This window comes from Bifidobacterium sp. W8112 (assembly GCF_016101425.1).
In the GTDB taxonomy this organism is placed as follows: Bacteria; Actinomycetota; Actinomycetes; order Actinomycetales; family Bifidobacteriaceae; genus Bombiscardovia; species Bombiscardovia apousia.
In genome coordinates this window covers 404,929-423,248 of the sequence record NZ_JACFQN010000002.1, presented here as the reverse complement: position 1 = coordinate 423,248, position 18,320 = coordinate 404,929, and the positions used below count along the sequence as shown (strand labels likewise).

Genomic DNA, 18,320 nt, shown 5'->3' with positions numbered 1-18,320 from the left:
TGATTTTAGCTGGTTTGCAGGGTCTTGGCGGTCTGTGAAAGTCGGGGTGGTCGAATGTGAAAATTCATCCACCGAGGGTTTACTGAACGGCGCAGATGATGGTCGGTTCCTGGGACATGCTCCGGTCGGCCCGCACCAGGGTGACGCTGATGCAGGTCTGGCCCCCCTGCGGATCGTCGATGCGGGCGGTCGGCTGTCGGGTCTGCACGCTGCGGCCACGGTCGCCGCTGCCACCCTGGTCCAGGGGATGCCAAACATAACTGTCTCCCGGTTTGGGGTCAGGATTGGACCAAGTGAAAACTGCCGTGGTGCCCTGGTAGTGGCCCTGACCCTGGGTGGGCGAGGGAACTGAGCCCTCCTGCAGGTCATGAGGGTCGCTCGAATCCGTCGGGTCCGGGGACTGCGCCTGCTGGGTTTGGACCGGGGAGGAACCTGCAGTCGGCTGTGAACCTCGCTCGGATCCGTTCGGCAGGCCGACAACCAAGGCCCAGACCAAGGCAACGGCCAGGACGGCAGCGAGGATCAGCGCCAGAAGAATCACACGGCGGCGGCCGGCAGGAAACCGCTTGGCTTGGCTGCCTGCATGGTTGGCCTCCGCCTCTCTGCCCGGTTGCAGACGCGATTCGGAGCTGACCCCGGTCCCGGTTCGGGCGTGCGGGCGTACATCCCCCTTGGGATAGGGGTCGATTCCCTCGCCGATGAAGGGCGTCGCATGGCCGTAGAGCTGCTGCTGGACCTCCTGCAGGGCGCGGCCGAACTCCAGCGCCGAGTAGTAGCGGTCGTCCCGGTCATGGGCCATGGCCTTCTCCAGAACCGCAGCCAGCATAGGGGAGGCCTCACCCATGTGCAGAACCGGGGTCTGCGCTGTCAGGATCAGCTGTGCCAGGTGATCCTCATCCCGGGCCCGGTAGGCGTACTCGTAGGGGGAGCGGCCGGCCAGCATGCCAAAGAGCGAGGCGCCCAGGGAGTAGATGTCGCTGGCCTCGGACCCTCCCGAGCGGTTGGCCAGGATCTCCGGGGCCGCCCAGGGTATGGAAAGCCCGCCGGTCCGTTCGCCTCCATAGATGCCAGAGGAGATGCCGAAGTCGGCCAGGACGGGCAGGCCCTGGTCGGTGATCAGAAAGTTGCTGGGTTTGACGTCCCGGTGCAGGATCCCCCGCTCATGGGCGCAGCAGAGGGCCGAGGCCATGCGCACTCCCAGGTCCAGCACGTCCTCCTGGTCCATGCCTCCCTTGAGCATGATGGTCTTGCAGCTGCCTCCCGGAGCGTATTCGAGCACCAGGCAATCCCGTCCGTCATCGCTGACCAGGGCCTGGTGGATGCTCAGGATGCAGGGATGGGTGGAGAGCTTGGCCAGGGTCTTGGCCTCGCGCAGAAAGAGTTGATGGGTCTGCTGGTCCATGCTGCCTTGGAGGGCCACCTTGACCGCCACAGGTCGGTTGAGCCCCTCCTGCTCGTACAGATAGACGGCGGCGGTGCCTCCCAGGTCCAAGGGTCGCAGGAGCCGCAGCCCGGACAGCGTCGGCGCCTGGTCCATGGCTGGAACCGCACCCGGGCGCCGGGCCTGGGAACCATTCTGCTGCAAGGGACATCACCTCCTGGGGACTGCCTGAGAACTGTAATCCACGATAACAGCACGCCGTTCCCGATCAGGCATCGATTGAGCCTCTTGCGGACGGTTCCGGATCAGCTGGTTCCGGGGCCTGTAGATGGACCATGCCGGACCCTATTCTTGTAGCTATGAGCAAGCAGCCACCGGTGGATCCGCAAGAGGCCATGGAACCGGTCCGCGCCCTTATCGGCGATCGGCTCCAGAACGAGGAGGGTCGGCCCACCCGGGTCCTGGTGGTGGCTGGTCCTCCCCGCAGCGGCAAGACCAGGCTGGCCACCCAGGCCCTGCTGGCAGGCATGGAACGGTTCGGTGACGGTGCCAGCATGGCCGTATCAGGTCGGACCGCTGCCGACCAGGTCAGCCGCCAGGTCATTCTGGAGAGGGGCAGCGCCGACCGCACCCGACCTGTGGGCACCCTGCAGGCTCTGGCCTTCCGTATGCTGACACGGTCCAGGCTGGCCCAGGGAGGCCACGATCCACTCCTGCCCAGACTGCTGAACGGCGCCGAAGAGGATGCCCTGCTCAGGCAGGTCATGACCGTCCATCTGGAGCATGTACAGGCCGGGGATGACTGTGCGGTCTGCCGACTCCTGGAACGCTACTTCCGCAACGGGGCAGGCTGGTCGGCCGTCCTGGTCGGCGACGGTCAAGGACGGGTCGTAGGGGTCGCCGACAGGTTCATCGCCCAGCTGCGGGACATGTTCGCCCGCATGACGGAATTAGGCCTGGACAGGGGTGACCGGGACCAGCTTCTGGATGCCTTGGCCGTACAGCCCATGGATCCTGACCGTCGCGACCGGCTGGGCCTGCAGTGGCGGCTGGCCTTCGCCCTGGAGGACGAATACCGCCAGAGCATCACCGAGAGCTACCCGGACGAATTCCGTCTGGATCCCTCCATGCTCATGGTCGAAGCCTCCCGCAGCCTAGGCGGGCTGGCTGATGGCGATCTGCCTGACCTGCTGGTCGTAGACGACTGGCAGGACATCACCCTGGCCGGGATGGGCCTCTTGCAGGGCTTGAACCAGGCTGGCTGCCGACTCCTTCTGGTGGGCAACCCCGATCAGTCGGTCCAGTCCTTCCGCGGCTCCTATCCTGAGTTTCTGGCCACTCGCCTGACGGCCCTGTCCAAGCCCATGCCAGGCGTCGCCGCCCCCCTTCTGGCCCAGGACTTCGCCTGCCTGGGCGCTGCCACCGTGACCCTGAAACCCCGGAGGATGGTGGTTCCTGAAGCGGCCGCAGAGCATGCCGAAAGCGTCCAGGGCTCTTACGCCGATCTGGTGGCTGCCAGGGTCAGCCTGGGCATCGCTGGGGTTGAGGAGAACGACACCCCTCTGCCCGACAGACCCGGCAAGCTGCCCGCCTGGCCCGGCGCCGGCCCGGTGGCGCCCCTGACCGCCGGCGACAGTCTTATTCACGACGGCAGCGTGCAGACCAGGCTCTTCCACTCCCCTGACCAGGAGGACGATGACCTGGTTTGGCAGATCAAACATGAGTTTCTGGCCAACGAGCGTGACTGGAACGACATGGCCGTCATCGCCCACGACAACATGACCCTGCGCACCCTGGGCCGCAAGCTGCGCGTCCAGGGCGTGCCGGTGCGCTTCTCCTCGGTGACCCGTCCGCTCAGCCAGGAGCCCGCCATCCAGGGTCTCTTCGCCCTGGTCGAGCTGGCCCAATCGGTGCTGGACCCTGGCACCGCCGGAAGCGACCCGGACGATCCTGACCAGGTGGCCGCCTGGATCCGTTCGCGCCTGCGCACCCTGATGGCTGGCCCGCTCTTCCGAGTTCCCGCCACAGCCGCTCGTCAAGAGCGTCCCGTCAGGATGGAACGCCTGGAGTCCATCATGGAGACCATGGCCGCCTTGGCCCCCTTGTCCGGCCAACAGGGGAGCCATCCGGACTCATCAGGCTCCTTGGACGACCTGCCGCTCCTAGGACAGGCCTGGCAGACCTGGGTCGAGGATCTGGCCGAGCGGCGGGCTCAACAAGAGCGTTCATCCGGCATCAGCGTCGACGATTCCCTGCTGGCCAGGCACGATTCCGTCGAGCCAGGGGGCGGGTCCGGCCCCTTCTCCACTTCCTCGGCCCCCGACCAGCCGGTGGATCTGGGCGACCGGGATGCTCAACGGCCAGCCCTTCTGTCTGTTCAGGCCCTGGAGACCCTGCTGGTGCTGGACCCGGATGACCGATCCTCGGGAATCATTCTGGAGGCCATGACCGCCATCGCCGGAGGCCGCCGTGAGGATCCTGACGTACAAGCCCTGGACAAGGCCCTGCAGGTTCTGCGCCTGACGGCCACCCGTATCAGCGCCCTGGAGGACCGTCAGCCCCAATACGTGCTCTGGGAGGCCTGGCGGAGCCTGAACCTGGCCGACGACTGGCAGCGGCGGGCCCTGATGGCCACCCAGGAGGGGGAGGAGGCCAACGACCGTCTGGACGCGCTCATGCGGCTCTTCCAGTACGCGGCTGGCTCCCGTCGTTTCCCCACGGTCGAGGCTTTCATGGATCAGGTGCGCACCATGCAGATCGAGGCCGATTCCCTGGCGCGGATCGGGCCCATCGAGCACGCCGTCACCCTGACCACACCAGCCGGTGCCGCCGCCCTGGCCACCGACTGGCCCCTGGTCTGGCTGCCCGCCGTCCAGGACGGGGTCTGGCCCAATCTGATTCCCCGCGACACCATGTTCGGCGCCGAGGAGCTGGCCGACCTGGTTCTGCACGACCGCATCGGCGACCCCCTGGCGGACACGCTCAGCCATGATCCTGCCCTGCGCTCCATCCTCTATGCCGAGAAGAAGGGCTTCCTGGAGGCGCTGACCCGGGCCCAGACCCAGGTGCGCATCAGCGCGGTCTGGAACGATGACCTGGTTCCTTCGGACTTCCTCTACGGCTACCTGCCCGAACGTTATCCGCACACCGCCGATATGAGCCAGGCCGAGTTCAGCATGGTCGGCGCTGGCTCAGGCGGCAGTGAGCGCTACGGAGGGCTGGAGGTGTCTGCCAGGGGCCTGACGGCGGCCGCCCGGTCCATCCTGGCTGTTCAAGCGCTGCTCCCGGAAGATCAGGTCGACCGTGAGCGAGTGGACGATGCCGTGCAAGCCCTGCGGCTGCTGGCCGACCAGGGCCAGGATTCGGCCGATCCCAGGCATTGGCCCTTCCTCTATGACTATGGCCAGGATGGCGCTGCTGAGCCGGCCTCGGAGGAAGAAGTTCATACTGCACAGGCCGCCGCCTCAGGCGTCGCATCGGTTGCTGAAAGGGACCGTGCTTCTCGGCCCGCACCTGTTGCCGCCGGGCAGGCTGAGCGATCGGATCGGACCCACGACCGTGACCATCGCCATGAACGCCGGTCCGACCGCCAGGTGGTCCTCCTTTCGCCCTCGGCGGTCGATGCCATCTGGAACTGCCCCCTGGAGTGGGCCCTAGGAGACCAGTTCTCCGGCCCCTCCCCATCCAGGGTGCCTACGGAGTTCGGCTCGCTGATTCACAAGGTGGCCAGCGAGGGCACAGCCCAGGGTCTGGATCGCCCTGGCCAGGGCGATCCAGATGTCCGCCAGCAGCAGGTGCGGGATGCGCTCCTGGACATCTATCAGGAACTGGCTCCCCAGGAACAGCGCCTGCGGGACCCTGACGAGCTCTATGACCAGCGCGGCCGCAGCAGCCGGGTGGAGTCCATCCTGGACAACCTGGCCTCTTATTTCGTCCGCTCCTCGGATTCCGAATACGGTGTGGAGGGCAGGAGCCCGGTCCCGGTCGGCGACCTGCTGGGGGTCCAGAGCGAGCGGTCCTTCGACGTCAGCCTGTCCGTGGAGGACCTGGTCCCACTTTGGAAGGCCACCTTCCCTGACAGGCCTTTGGATGCCGACGGGCTCTTCGCCCTGATGTCCGGCCTGGTCGACGGCTTCCCCACAGCCCTGGATGCCAGGACAACGGTCAGGCTGACCGGCCGCATCGACCGTCTAGAGGTCAGGTCCCTACCCGAGGGCATCCGTCTGCGGCTGGTGGACTACAAGACCGGCAGAGTCCCCTATACCCAGGGGCAGCTCTTCAACGACCTGCAGCTGGTCTGCTATCAGCTGGGACTGGCCTTCCCGCCCACGCCCGGCAGCAGTCCGGAGGTGGGGGCGGCCTGGAGCCTGTCGCAGGCCCCCGACCTGGAGAGGACCGAGGGGATGAAGCTGAGCCAGTCCCTGCTCCTGCAGCTGCAGGCCCCGCCCAAGGATGCGCAAACGGGGCTGCGCCGGGAGGAGATGGCCTACCAGCCGCCCCTGTTCGAGCGTGACAGGCTGGTCACTGTCGCTCAACCGAGAACCGGCATGCCCTCCCCGCTCAAGTCCAAGGCCGAACCCACGGACCTGCCTGATCAGGTGCCGCCCGGGGTGGATGCGGACCTGTGGGCCATGGTTCGAGCAGCCAGGGTCTCCTCCCAGGCTGTATGGGGGCTGACCATGATAGCCAGGGTCTTTTTCGCCGCCGGGGTCAAGCTGACGGCTGGCCGGGATGACGCGGTCTTCGATCCGGCCCGCTGTCATCGGGCCGGCAATGGTCAGGAATGTCAGGCATGGCAACTGGTGGCGCCCAATCTACTGGAGGATCAGGAATGAAGCAGACTGCCGAACAGTCCGCCATCGTCGATGCGGATGTCAATGAGGATCTTCTGGTAGTGGCTGGGGCCGGCTCGGGCAAGACCATGACCATGACCAGCCGGATCATTGCCCTGATCCGTCGGGGCGTGCCCTCCGAGCAGATTCTAGGGCTGACCTTCACCCGCAAGGCCGCCTCCGAACTTCAATCCAGGGTGGGGGCGGCGGTCATTCGACGCGACCAGGGCAGAGGCGCCTCGGCCGTGGATCCCGAACGCAACTTCCTCAAGCCGACCGTGTCCACCTATGATGCCTTTTTCCAGTCCATCGTGCGCCAGTATGGCCTGCTGGTGGGCATGGACCAGGACACCCGTCCCCTGAGTTCGGCAGGGGCCTATCAGCTGGCCTCCCAGGTGGTCGCTGACCATCTGGATCTGATCTTTCCCGCTGGTTCCTCGGCGCAGGATGGCCAATCCGACGACCTGGGCTCCGCGACCTTCTCGACCACCGTCAACCGGGTCCTGGGGCTGACCGGGGCGGTGACCACCTCCATGATCAGCAGCGACTGCCCTGATTTCGACCAGGCTGTGGAACGGATCCGTGCCTGGGACCGCGCCTTTGTGGATCGTGCGGACCAGCTCATCGGCGACCAGCCCGTGCCGGCCGCCGAGCCCAGAGCCAGCCAGACGCCGCCCAAGCGCAGCAAGAAAGAGACCGACGAGCACTATCAAGGTAAAATCAAGGCCTTCCAAGACAAGCGGCAGAGCATTCGCCTCTACCGGGTGGATGCCATGCGACGGGCGGTTCTGACACGCGAGAAGCTGCTGACCCTGGTCCAGGACTACCAGCGTGCCAAGAGGCAGGCCAACATGGCCGAGTTCGGCGACTTCACCCTGGCCGCCTTCCAGCTGGTCGAGCGTTTCCCCTCCATCAGCGCCCAGCTGCGACGCCGCTACAGCCACGTCTTTCTGGACGAATACCAGGACACCTCCACCACCCAGGCCCTGCTGCTGGCGGCTATCTTCCATCCACAGAATCGGCAGGAGGATCAGGGGAGTGCGGACCAGGCTCCCGGCAGGTCGGCCGTGACCGCCGTGGGCGACCCCTTCCAGTCCATCTATGCCTGGCGCGGGGCCAGCCCCGGGGCCTTCCGCACCTTCCAGGCCCAGTTCGGCATGCTGGCCGACCGGCCCGCATCCGGCAGCGGTCCCTTGTCTGGAGTGACCGCCTTTGGGCGCTCGCAGGACCAGGACCCGCTGACTCTGTCGCGCACCTTCCGCAACTCCAGCTGGGTGCTCAAGGCCGCCAATCAGCTGACCGTTCCCCTGCGCCACCGGGACCAGGGGAGCCGGTCCGAAGCGGAACTCCGCGAGGTGGACGTGGCCAGGCTCCGTCCCCGTGAGGACGCCGACTCGGGCACCGTGGGCCTCCTGGGCTACAGCACCGGCGGACAGGAGATCGACGGCGTGGTCAGGTTCGCCCTCAAGGCACGCGAGCTCTATGGCAATCACGGCGATGCGCCGCACGTGGCTGTTCTCTTCCGTTCCAAGGCCGCCCTGCCCAGGTACCGCCAGGCCCTGGAGGCTGCTGGGCTGAGCTGCCAGGTCGTCGGGTACTCCTCCCTCTTCGACCGGCCCGAGGTCATGGACCTTAGAGCCCTGCTCTCCCTGGTCTGCGACCACACCGACAGCGATTCCCTGATGCGTCTACTGGCCTCGGCCCGGTTCGGCATGGACGCGGCCGACCTGAGCGCTCTTGCCTCCCTGGCCGCCAAGGTCAATGAGGACAGCCAGTACCGGGCCCTGGTTAGGGCCGGCCTGGTCGAGTCCGACCCCGACCCGCGCCGCCGTCGCGAGGATCTGCACCGTTACCGTGACCAGGTTCCCAACGATGTCTTCCTGGTGGACCTGCTGCTGCGCGACGATCTGCCAGACCTCTTGAAGGGCTCAGGCCTATCCGCCAGGGGGCGGGTCCTGGCCGCCGAGGCCGCCCGGGTCATCTGCCAGGTCCAGGCCGAGTCATCGGCCCCCCTGCGCCAGGTGGTCATCGCCGCCATCCGTGCCTTGGATCTGGACGCGGACCTGGTGCTGGCCCGCTCCCTGGCCAATCCTGAACGGCCTCTGGAGCCCAGTCAGGCCAAGGCGGGCATCCAGGCCCTGCTGGACCAAGTGGATGTCTACCTGTCCGAGCTGCCACAGGGTCTGGGGCCCAGCCTGCGCGGGTTCGTTTCCTGGCTGTCCTCCCTGGACCAGAGCCCCGAAATGCCCGCTGATGGGGACGACCGGCAGGCTGACGTGGTCCTGATGACCGTCCATCAGGCCAAGGGACTGGAGTGGGATGCCGTGGCGGTGGTCGGGCTCAAGCGGGGAGCCTTCCCCAGCAGCCAGGGCGACCGGCTCGCGGTCAAGCCCGCCTTGGACAAGCCGGTGGTCCAATCCCCGGACGGCCCGGTCTACCAGTACAGCTGCACGGCCCGTACCTGGCTGGTCGATCCCGAGTCTGTGCCGGTGCCGGTGCGGGCTGATGCCATGATCCTGCCTCGCTTTCCTCACGACGCTCCCTTGGGAGCTGACCCTGAGGATCTGCTGGGTCGTCTGGATCTGGCGGGTCTGGAGGAGGAGGCCATGGGCCTGTCTCGGGAGAGCGGGCTGGACGACCAGGCCCGCCCGGTCAGGGCCGATGCCATCGCCCCCTCTCAGCGCGAACAGTACGGCCGTCGGCTGCTGGACGACGAGCGACGGCTGATCTATGTGGCGGCGACCAGGGCCCGGCATGATCTGCTGCTGACCTTCAGCCAGGATTCCCAGGCAGAGTCGGCGGCCCTGAATACCCCGGCTCCGGACCCGGATAAGGCCTCCAACTTTTGGAGCGAGCTGGTGGAGCTCTTCCAGGAAGAGCCTGATGCGGTCAAGCTGGAGCAGGCAGAGGATGCCCAGGAGGGCCAGCCAACGCCGCCCTTGGGGCTCTTTGTCGGCGAGCATGCCCAGTCCTACCGTCAGGCCATCGTCGACCGTGCGCTGGATCAGGTGGATCAGGTCGCTGCTCGAGACGGTCAGCGTGACCAGGCGCTTTGGCCGCCGGTGCTGAGTGTGCGCACTCGTGAAGCCCTGAATCGTTCGGCCGCCTGGGTGCGCGCCGGGCAACCCGGCGATCCCGTAATTGATGAGGAGGGCGATGACGGGCTCTACGCCAATGCGGTCCGCGTCCTGCAGGTCAGCACCGGCCGCCTGGGGGTAGCTGACGACCAGCTGCTCACGGACCTGGATCTGCTGCGGCGCACCGGCCGTCGGATCCTGGGGCATGGGGCTAGCAGCGTCACCGCCATCCAGGCCGGCTCGGCAGGGGGCGATCCCAAGATGGAGAGGGATTACTGGCAGGGGCTGGTCAGACCCATACCTCAGGTGGCCTCCCCGCAGGCCGAGGCGGGCACCCGCTTCCACGACTGGGCCAGGCGCTTCATCCTGCCCGATATCTCCGCCCCTGAAGGACTGGTGGACCTGCCCGATCAGGCGGAAGCACCGAATCTGCTCGATGGTCCGCTGGGTCCCGGAGCCATGGCCGAGCGGGCCCGCATGCTGGCTGAGCTTGACCAGGAGCGGGAGTCCCTGGACCCCCAGGCCGACCCCGTGCAGGCCCGTCTGCTGACCTGGGAACAGCGGCTGGCCGAGTCTGACTGGGCCCATCGCACTCCTGTCTGGGTGGAACGGCCCATCGTGGCGGTGCTGGCAGGCCAAATCGTCAAGGGCAAGCTGGACGCGGTCTTTGCCGGCGGACTGGACCCTGAACGCACGGACCTGCGCTACAGCATCGTGGACTGGAAGACCGGAGCCCGACCGCGCGGAGAGGAGTCGACCAAGCGCCGTCTGGTCCAGCTGGACTTCTACCGGCTGCTCCTGTCACGCTTGGAGGGTATCGGCCTGTCGACCATCGACGCCTGCCTTTATTATGTAAGCGAAGACCGGCCCCAGGATCGACTCATCAGGGCCCGTGCCAGGACCGAAGAAGAAATTCTCGCATCCCTGGCCGAGGGCATACCCGAGCAGTCGGACGAGGACTGAGTCTGCGGCAGACCCCGCCAGATAAGGCGATGGGTGCCGCGCATCAGCAATCATGAACAGCAGGCGATCGGCAGACGGCCAAGTGCCGTCGTTGGGCCGGGCACGCCCGAATGGAGCAATGAGACAGATGACAACGTCCAGTATTCACGACCAGGCCTCCCGGCGGAGGGGGAGCGTGGCGATACGACCTATGGTCTGGGCGGATATGCCCGACCTGGTGGGGACTTTCGACGCTACTTGGAAGGTGCAGGAGGATCCCGAGGGCACCGTGTCCCGGCTGAGCGCTGCCCACTTCATCCTGCACTACCTGGTGGGCGCCACCAGGGCCCGGATAGCTGTCGATGGGCAGGATTTTCTGGGGGTGACCCTGCTTGCTGAGGGGCGTGGCGAACTGTGCTTCCCTCAGGCCGAAGAGGAGCTGGAGCAGGTCGATCAGCAGCTGTCTGCCACGACCTTGGGCGCCCAGACCCTGGACCGGGCGCGCCAGTGGCAGCAAACCGAGGTCAAGCTGGAGGAGCAGTGTGGTCTGGCTGTTCCGCCCCAGGCAGAACTGAGGCTCTTCCTGGTCTCCAGCCGTGCCCGGGGACGAGGCGTGGGCGGCGCCCTATGGCGGGACACCCTGGAGCATCTGGACCAGGCGGGGATCGAGCGCTTCTACCTGCACACGGACTCCTCCTGCGACGTCGGCTTCTACGACCACCAGGGCATGGAGCGGCTGGCCGAGCTCAGGGGGAGGGACCATGCGGCTTTCGCCGGGCGCGACCCCTCTGACGATCCGCAGTTCTTCGAGGGTATCGACGACATCTTCATCTACGGAGGCCGTGTGAGCGACCAGCTGGGCAAGGACGGTGATCATGGCGGCCGCTAAATCCCCCTTCCTGCGCCTGTTCACCTACCCGGGCGCCGCCGGCTTCTGCCTGTCGGCCGTCCTGGCCCGCCTGCCCCTGGGCATGATGGGTCTGGGCATTGTACTGGCCTTGAACAACATCTATGACAACTGGACCTCAGCCGGGTTGATGAGCGCCGTCTACACGCTCTGCGCGGCCCTGGTCACCCCCTTCTACGCCCGTCTGTTCGACCGGTTCGGCCAGCGTCGGGTCGGAGTGACCGCCCTGCTCGTGCAGGCCCTGGCCATACTGGGATTTGCGGTGGGTGCCATGCGCCGGGTTCCCTTGGGGGTGCTCTTTGTGCTGGCGGCCCTGATGGGCCTGACCCAGTTCGCCTTCGGAGCCCTGGTGCGCACCCGCTGGGCCTGGGTGCTGCGCGACGACAAGACCAATCTGCTCAACACCGCCTACGCCCTGGAGTCGGGCCTGGACGAGTGCGTCTTCATCCTGGGACCCATCCTCTCCGCCTACCTGGCCACCTCGGTCAGCCCGGTCTCCCAGCTTTACCTGCCTGCCCTGGCTCTGCTGGTCGGCGGGCTGACCTTCTTCGCCATGCGTTCCACCGAGCCTCCGGCCGTCGTTCGCATGGAGGCCGTCAGCCAGTCTGCAGCGGATCATTCCCCGGTGGACGCCCATGGGGACGTCCTGCCAAGCGACACTGACGGTCACCAGGGTTCTCGTTCGGCTCTGGTCTACCCGGGCATCCTTCTGCTGGTGGTGATCTTCGTCGTCTTCAACATGAGCTTCTCGGCGGTGGACGTCTCGGTGACCGCCCTGACCAAGTCCATGGGACGAGAGGGTGCGGTAGGCCTGCAGCTGGCCCTGTTCGCCCTGGGCTCCCTCTGCGGAGCGCTGATCTTCGGCTCGGTCAAGCTCAAAGGATCCCGCTGGCGCTATCTGACGACCTTCCTGGTGCTGCTGACCCTGGGCTACGTGGTCTTCCGCCTGGTCATGGACAACCTGGTCCTGCTGGGTCTGGCTGAGGTGCTGACCGGCCTGTGCGTCTCGCCCATCTTCGCCACCGGCAACCTGATTGTACGCGAGAATGTGGATGCCCGTGCCCTGACCGAGGGGCTCTCCTGGCTGTCCACCGGCGGATCCATCGGCACCTCCCTGGGATCTACCCTGGCCGGAGTCGCCCTGGATCAGTTCGGGCCCCACGGCGGCATGACCATCCCCGCGGTGGTCACCTGCTGCGCTGTTCCTCTGGCCCTGCTGGGCTGGGCCAGGAGCCGCAGGAGGGGTATGGTCGTGGAAAAGACCGAAAATGCATAGTGAATGAACAGTCGAGAAGGAGGCAGCCGATGATCCGCGTATCGGTGCTGGGCGCAGGCGGACGCATGGGAACCGAGGTGGTGCGTGCTCTCAAGGACGCGCAGGATATGCAGACGGCCCTGTTGCTGGGGCCGGATGACGATCCGTCGTCCATCAATCCGAGCAATACGGATGTGGCGGTCGACTTCACCAGCCCCGATGCCGTCCTGCGCAACACCCTGACCCTGATAGGGCAGGGGGTCCATTCCGTCATCGGCACCACCGGATGGACCAAGGAGCGCCTGGACCAGGTCAGGCAGGCCCTGGACGGGCATCCTGGACTCAGCGTCTTCATTGCTCCCAACTTCGCCATCTCCGCAGTGCTGGCCGACCGGTTTGCAGCCATGGCGGCCCGCTACTTCGAGTCGGCCGAGGTGGTCGAGCTGCACCATCCCGACAAGGTCGATGCCCCCTCCGGCACGGCTCTGGGAACCGCTTCCGCCATCGCCGAGGCCCGCCGTCAGGCTGGGATGGGTCCCATGCCCGACGCGACCCAACAACCTGATCCCTCCAGAGGCCGGGTGGTTGACGGTGTCCATGTCCATGCCGTCCGGCTGCGGGGACTCAATGCGCATGAGGAGGTGCTCATGGGCAACCCCGGCGAGCAGCTGACCATCCGCGCAGACAGCTTCGAGCGTGTCTCCTTCATGCCTGGAGTTCTCCTGGCCGTGCGCCGTGCTGGAAGCATCCCCGGACTGACCGTAGGCTTGGACCACTACCTGTTCTGATATTCGCAAGAGCGTCCCCATCTGCAAGTAGCGTGAAGATATGACTGAGACCGTTACCCATCTGCTTCCTTCTGCACCCTTCGGACGGGTGATCCCCGCCATGATCACGCCTATGAATAAGGACGGATCCGTGGATTACGAGGCTGCCGCCAATCTGGCCCGCACCTTGGTGGCCGATGGGGCCGACGGCATTCTGGTCAACGGCACCACAGGCGAGTCTCCCGTCACCCATATGGAGGAAAAGGTCAACCTGGTCAGGGCCGTCAAGGATGCTGTCGATGTGCCCGTCATCTCCGGAGCTGGCTCCAATGACACAGCACACACGGTACGCATGGTGGAGATGACCCAGGAGGCCGGGGCCGATGCCCTGCTGGTGGTCATGCCCTACTACTCGCGGCCCTCCCAGGACGGGGTGGTGGCCCACTTCCGCTCGGTCTGCCAGTCGGCTCAGCGACCGATCATTCTCTACGATGTGCCCGGACGGACCGGACTGCACGTCGAGCTGGACACCTACCGGCGGCTGGCTGAGCTGGATGGGATCGCAGCCGTCAAGGATGCCACGGGCGATCTGGCCTCCATGACCCGCAAGCGCCAGGAGACCGGCCTGACCTGGTATTCAGGCGACGACGGGCTCTATCTGCCTTTCCTGGCCCTGGGCGCGGTCGGCGTCATCTCGGTCATCGCTCATGTGGCATCCGGGCCCATGAAGCGTCTGGCCGACGACTTTGATGCCGGCGATCTGAATGGCGCAAGGGAACTGGCCGCACGTCTGGATCCGCTGGTCCAGGCTCTGAACGGTCAGGGTCAGCAGGCCGTCATGGCCAAGGCCGCTCTGAAGGTGGCAGGCAGACTGGATCAGACGGCCATGAGGCTGCCCAATCTGGGTCCCGATGAGGACCAGGTGGCTCTCGCCCGCAAGGGAATGAAGGCCGCGGGGCTGATCTGAATCAGTCCTGAAAGCAACGTCGCCCCTGTATAGGCAGGGGCACAGATGATAGAAACACAAGTGACAATGGCAAGAAAACAAGAAGAATCAAACGCGACCGGCAAGAGCAGAAATCGTCGGTCCTCCTCCAAGAACGGCAAGCAGGGGTCAGGCAGGTCCCGGGGCGAATCCCGCAGCCGCCGCAATGGCACCATCGCCCGCGGCAAGGGCACTCAGACTGAGCAGCGTCTGGTGGCGCCCCCAAAGTACCGCAAGGGCTCCATGCGCATCGTCCCCCTGGGTGGCCTGGGCGAGATCGGCCGCAATATGAATGTGATCGAGTACAACGGCCACATTCTGCTGATCGACTGCGGCGTGCTCTTCCCCGAGGAGGAGCAGCCGGGCGTGGACCTGATTTTGCCCGACTTCAGCTACATCAAGGACAAGTTGGACCAGGTGGATGCCCTGGTGCTGACCCACGGGCATGAGGACCATATCGGCGGCGTGCCCTACCTGCTCAAGCTGCGTCCGGACATCCCCCTGATCGGCTCCAAGCTCACCCTGGGATTCGTCGATGCCAAGTGCGAAGAGCACCATCTCAAGCCCACCGAGGTGGAGGTCAAGGGCCGCGACAAGCTCAAGGTAGGCCCCTTCAACCTGGAGTTCGTTGCGGTCACCCACTCCATTCCTGACGCTCTGGCCGTCTCCGTGCGCACCCCGGCAGGCCACATCATCGACACCGGCGACATGAAGATCGACCCGCTGCCTCTGGATCACAGGCTGACCGATCTGCGCGAGTTCGCCAAGCTGGGCGAGTCCGGCGTGGATCTGCTCATGGTCGATTCCACCAATGCCGAGGTCCCCGGCTTCGTCAAGCCCGAGATCTCCATCGCCCCCGCCCTGGACAAGGCCTTCGCCGAGGCCCAGCGCAAGATCATCGTGGCCTCCTTCTCCAGCCACGTCCACCGGGTGCAGCAGGTGGTCGACGCCGCCCACAAGTTCGGCCGCAAGGTGGTCTTCGCGGGCCGGTCCATGGTCCGCAACATGTCCATCGCCTCCGACCTGGGCTACCTGCACCTGCCTGAGGACACCGTGGTCGACCTCAAGGATGCCCACAGCATCCCGGACGAGAAGATCGTCTACATGTGCACCGGCTCCCAGGGCGAGCCCATGGCGGCTCTGGGCCGCATCGCCGACGGAACCCACCGCGACATCACCATCAATGAGTTCGATACGGTCATCCTGGCCAGCTCGCTGATCCCCGGCAATGAGCATGAGGTCTACAAGGTCATCAACAAGCTGGTGCGCCTGGGGGCCAAGGTGGTCAACCGCGACAACGCGGCCATCCACGTCTCCGGCCACTCCGACGAGGGCGAACTGCTCCACTTCTACAACATCGTGCAGCCCAAGTGCGCCATGCCCATCCACGGCGAGAACCGGCACCTGGTGGCCAACGGTCTGATCGCGGTCAAGACCGGCGTGGACCCGCAGAACGTGGTGCTGGCCGAGGACGGCGACGTGGTGGATCTCTACCATGGCCAGGCCGCTGTGGTCGGATCAGTGCCCTGCGGGTACGTCTATGTGGACGGCGACTCCGTGGGCCAGCTGACCGACGACGAGCTGGAGCAGCGCCGGATTCTGGGCACCGAGGGCTTCGTCTCCGCCTTCGCCGTGGTCGACACCGAGACCAGCAAGGTTGTCTCCGGCCCCAAGCTCTACCTGAACGCCGTAGCCGAGGACGAGAGCGAGTTCAAGTCCATCAACGCCCAGATTGTCGATCAGCTTGAGGATGCCATGGCCAAGGGCACCACCGGCACCTACCAGCTCCAGCAGATGATGCGCCGCACCCTGGGCGGCTGGATCTCTCGCAAGCTGCACCGCCGGCCCATGATCGTGCCCGTGGTGGCCGACATCGCCACCGACGTGCAGCCGCAGGACTGATGCCACTGCCTGCATACTGATACCGAAGGCTCCGGTCGCCCAGATGGACGGCCGGAGCCTTCAGTGTTATCAGTAAAAGGGAGCGCTTACATGCTCACGATGATCTTGACGTGGTTTTCCGCGTCCTCACGCAGCTGACGGAAGCCCTTGTCCACGATGTCCTCGACCTTGATCCGATCGGTGATGAAGGTGGACAGGTCGATGTTCCGGTCGTGGATGAGCTTGATGGCGTCAGGATGGTCGTTGGCGTATCCCATAGTACCGCGGATGAACTTCTCGCCGAAGCCCAGCTCCTTGGTCAGGTTCAGCGTAATGGGCTTGCCATGCAGGGCTACGACCATGAGCCCGCCAGTGGCCTTCAAGGCCTCCAAAAGCTGGTGGTCGACCGGTTCGGCTCCAGCTGCATCGAAGGCCAGATCAGCCCCGGCTCCGTCGGTCTCGTGGCGGACCCGCTCCGCCAGGTCCTCCTTGCTGGGATCGACCACAATGTCGGCCGAATGAGACTGCAGGGCCTTCTCCTTACGGGCCGAGGAGAGCTCGGACATGATCACCCGGACTCCCTTCGCCCGCAGGATGGTGCCGATGAGCAATCCTACGGGCCCGGCGCCGCCGACCACTGCGGTCTGTCCTTCGTGGGGATCCATGGCGCGGATGGCGTGGTGAGCCACGGCGAAGGGCTCGATCATGGCAGCCTGATCCAGAGGGATGTCGCCCACGGGGAAGACGTGCTCTGCCGGAACCACGATGTGCTCGCTGAGTCCGCCGCCGCCTCCATTGATGCCGATGCCGGCCAGCTTGTCGCAGTCATTGTAGTTGCCGGCCTTGCAGGCTGGGCATTCGCCGCAGGCGATTTCGGCCTCGACCACCACCGAGTCGCCCACTTTCATGTCAGTGTGCACGTCGTCGGCGATGGCCTCGACGGTACCAGAGATCTCATGGCCGAAAACCACCGGCAGGGTCTCTCCCGTCAGAGGATGGGGATGGTCGGGCGAATTGCCTCCGCCGTTGACTGCTCCGTCGTAGTACAGATGGACATCGGAACCGCAAATGCCGGTGAAGGCGGGGTGGATCTTGATGGTCCCGGGTTTGAGCTCAGGCTCGGGCACGTCCTCCAGACGCACATCTTCCTTGCCGTAGTACATCAATGCTTTCATATCGTATATCCTCTCTGATATGCGTAAAGGTCCTGCATGGACGAAGTTGAATACCCAACATGACATCCTTGCGGGTGGGTGACGCTCCCTCGTTGGAGACCGCCCGATTCTCATATTACCGCTGATATGCAGCCGCAGTAAGGGGAGTTTTGGGACGGTTCCCGATGAAGGGATCGTCCCAAAATGCAACAGAAGAAGCGTCGTCTACTTGACAGCGCCTGCTACGATCCCTTGGTTGAGCTTGCGCTGGAAGATCACGTAGAAGATGATAGTCGGGATGATGCTGAGCAATGAAGCTGCAGCCAGGGAAGTAGCATCCATGGTGTGCTGTCCCTGAATGGTGGCCAAGGCCAGAGGGACGGTTTGCACTGAGTCGTCCATGAGGAAAGCCATGGGAATCATGTACTCGTTCCAGGTCCATACGAAGAAGAACACGAACAGTACGCTGATGGTTGGCCACGAGATGGGAAGGACGATCTTGCTCAGCACCTGTCGGCGGTTGGCGCCATCTATGGAGGCTGCTTCAAGAATGGCTTGTGGGAAAGTGCCATATACCGCCGAGAGAAGATAGGTGCCGTATGCGCTCTGAATCACGGTGAAAATGATGATTATGGAGAGCTGAGTGTTATAGAGACCGATGTCTTTAAAGACGGTATAGAGCGGGTAGAGCAAGGACTCTTGAGGCAGCATATTGGCCAGCATAATCAAGAGTATGATCCACCGGTTACCTTTGACGCGCCCGATGCCCAGGGCGAACGAGTTGAGAACCGAGAGCACAACCCCCATCACTGCGACAACAAGAGAGATAACCAAGCTGTTGACAAATTTCATGGGGAAGTTGCTGCTGACCCAGAAAGATGTGATGCCGCTCATTGTCGGGTGCGCTGGAAGAGAGAGCGGCCCTGTTGCGTTATAGTCTCCGATGGTCTTAAAGGCATTCATGGCCAAGATGAGCAGAGGGAAGAGCATGATGACCGCGCCCAGAACAAGGAGGATCAGAGCCAGCCAGTTGCCCCAACTACGAATATGCTTGCTTTTCTTGTCATTGGATGTGATTGGAAGTGTAGAGCCTGACTGTTCGGTTACCATTTCCGCATTTGCTTGTGTCATGGTTTCCC

The 18,320-nt window shown here is 64.9% G+C and carries 10 protein-coding genes; 7 read left to right on the top strand and 3 right to left on the bottom strand.

Annotation, left to right across the window (positions count from 1 at the left end; translation table 11 throughout):
* Positions 1 to 79 precede the first annotated feature (79 nt).
* Positions 80 to 1,585, bottom strand: a complete 1,506-nt coding sequence (locus tag H3T92_RS05970) for a serine/threonine-protein kinase (RefSeq protein WP_144085394.1) — start codon at positions 1,583 to 1,585, stop codon at positions 80 to 82.
* A 173-nt stretch (positions 1,586 to 1,758) separates the two neighbouring features.
* Here H3T92_RS05970 and H3T92_RS05965 point away from each other — a divergent pair, with 173 nt between their 5' ends.
* From H3T92_RS05965 to H3T92_RS05935, 7 genes are all read left to right on the top strand, one after another.
* Positions 1,759 to 6,216 carry a PD-(D/E)XK nuclease family protein gene (locus tag H3T92_RS05965; protein WP_186279365.1) on the top strand — a complete coding sequence of 1,486 codons (4,458 nt, stop codon included), beginning with the start codon at positions 1,759 to 1,761 and terminating at the stop codon, positions 6,214 to 6,216.
* Positions 6,213 to 10,253, top strand: a complete 4,041-nt coding sequence (locus H3T92_RS05960; protein WP_144085396.1) for an ATP-dependent DNA helicase — start codon at positions 6,213 to 6,215, stop codon at positions 10,251 to 10,253. The genes H3T92_RS05965 and H3T92_RS05960 overlap by 4 nt, the downstream gene beginning before the upstream one ends.
* 127 nt (positions 10,254 to 10,380) lie before the next feature.
* Positions 10,381 to 11,121, top strand: a complete 741-nt coding sequence (locus H3T92_RS05955; protein ID WP_186279366.1) for a GNAT family N-acetyltransferase — start codon at positions 10,381 to 10,383, stop codon at positions 11,119 to 11,121.
* Complete coding sequence (locus H3T92_RS05950) at positions 11,108 to 12,415, top strand: MFS transporter (protein WP_101432017.1); 1,308 nt, start codon at positions 11,108 to 11,110, stop codon at positions 12,413 to 12,415. The genes H3T92_RS05955 and H3T92_RS05950 overlap by 14 nt, the downstream gene beginning before the upstream one ends.
* A gap of 29 nt (positions 12,416 to 12,444) precedes the next feature.
* Positions 12,445 to 13,182, top strand: a complete 738-nt coding sequence (gene dapB, locus H3T92_RS05945; RefSeq protein ID WP_144085398.1) for a 4-hydroxy-tetrahydrodipicolinate reductase — start codon at positions 12,445 to 12,447, stop codon at positions 13,180 to 13,182.
* Positions 13,183 to 13,222: 40 nt separating this feature from the next.
* Positions 13,223 to 14,128: a 4-hydroxy-tetrahydrodipicolinate synthase gene (dapA, locus tag H3T92_RS05940; protein ID WP_144085399.1), complete on the top strand. Its 906-nt coding sequence runs from the start codon at positions 13,223 to 13,225 to the stop codon at positions 14,126 to 14,128.
* 66 nt (positions 14,129 to 14,194) lie between these two features.
* The gene (locus H3T92_RS05935; protein WP_144085400.1) at positions 14,195 to 16,048 is read left to right on the top strand and encodes a ribonuclease J; all 1,854 of its coding nucleotides are present in this window, start codon (positions 14,195 to 14,197) and stop codon (positions 16,046 to 16,048) included.
* A gap of 86 nt (positions 16,049 to 16,134) precedes the next feature.
* On the opposite strand, the gene H3T92_RS05930 is transcribed toward H3T92_RS05935, so the two are convergent.
* Both H3T92_RS05930 and H3T92_RS05925 read right to left on the bottom strand, forming a co-directional pair.
* The gene (locus H3T92_RS05930) at positions 16,135 to 17,202 is read right to left on the bottom strand and encodes a 2,3-butanediol dehydrogenase (protein ID WP_144085401.1); all 1,068 of its coding nucleotides are present in this window, start codon (positions 17,200 to 17,202) and stop codon (positions 16,135 to 16,137) included.
* Positions 17,203 to 17,406: 204 nt separating this feature from the next.
* Complete coding sequence (locus H3T92_RS05925) at positions 17,407 to 18,291, bottom strand: carbohydrate ABC transporter permease (RefSeq protein ID WP_144085558.1); 885 nt, start codon at positions 18,289 to 18,291, stop codon at positions 17,407 to 17,409.
* Positions 18,292 to 18,320: the final 29 nt, after the last annotated feature.

Excerpts from the sequence above, each read along its gene's own strand:
- H3T92_RS05960 (WP_144085396.1), top strand. The coding sequence starts at position 6,213 with ATGAAGCAGACTGCCGAACAGTCCGCCATCGTCGATGCGGATGTCAAT.
- H3T92_RS05955 (WP_186279366.1), top strand. The coding sequence starts at position 10,381 with ATGACAACGTCCAGTATTCACGACCAGGCCTCCCGGCGGAGGGGGAGC.
- H3T92_RS05950 (WP_101432017.1), top strand. The coding sequence starts at position 11,108 with ATGGCGGCCGCTAAATCCCCCTTCCTGCGCCTGTTCACCTACCCGGGC.
- dapB (WP_144085398.1), top strand. The coding sequence starts at position 12,445 with ATGATCCGCGTATCGGTGCTGGGCGCAGGCGGACGCATGGGAACCGAG.
- dapA (WP_144085399.1), top strand. The coding sequence starts at position 13,223 with ATGACTGAGACCGTTACCCATCTGCTTCCTTCTGCACCCTTCGGACGG.
- H3T92_RS05935 (WP_144085400.1), top strand. The coding sequence starts at position 14,195 with ATGGCAAGAAAACAAGAAGAATCAAACGCGACCGGCAAGAGCAGAAAT.
- H3T92_RS05930 (WP_144085401.1), bottom strand. The coding sequence starts at position 17,202 with ATGAAAGCATTGATGTACTACGGCAAGGAAGATGTGCGTCTGGAGGAC.
- H3T92_RS05925 (WP_144085558.1), bottom strand. The coding sequence starts at position 18,291 with ATGGTAACCGAACAGTCAGGCTCTACACTTCCAATCACATCCAATGAC.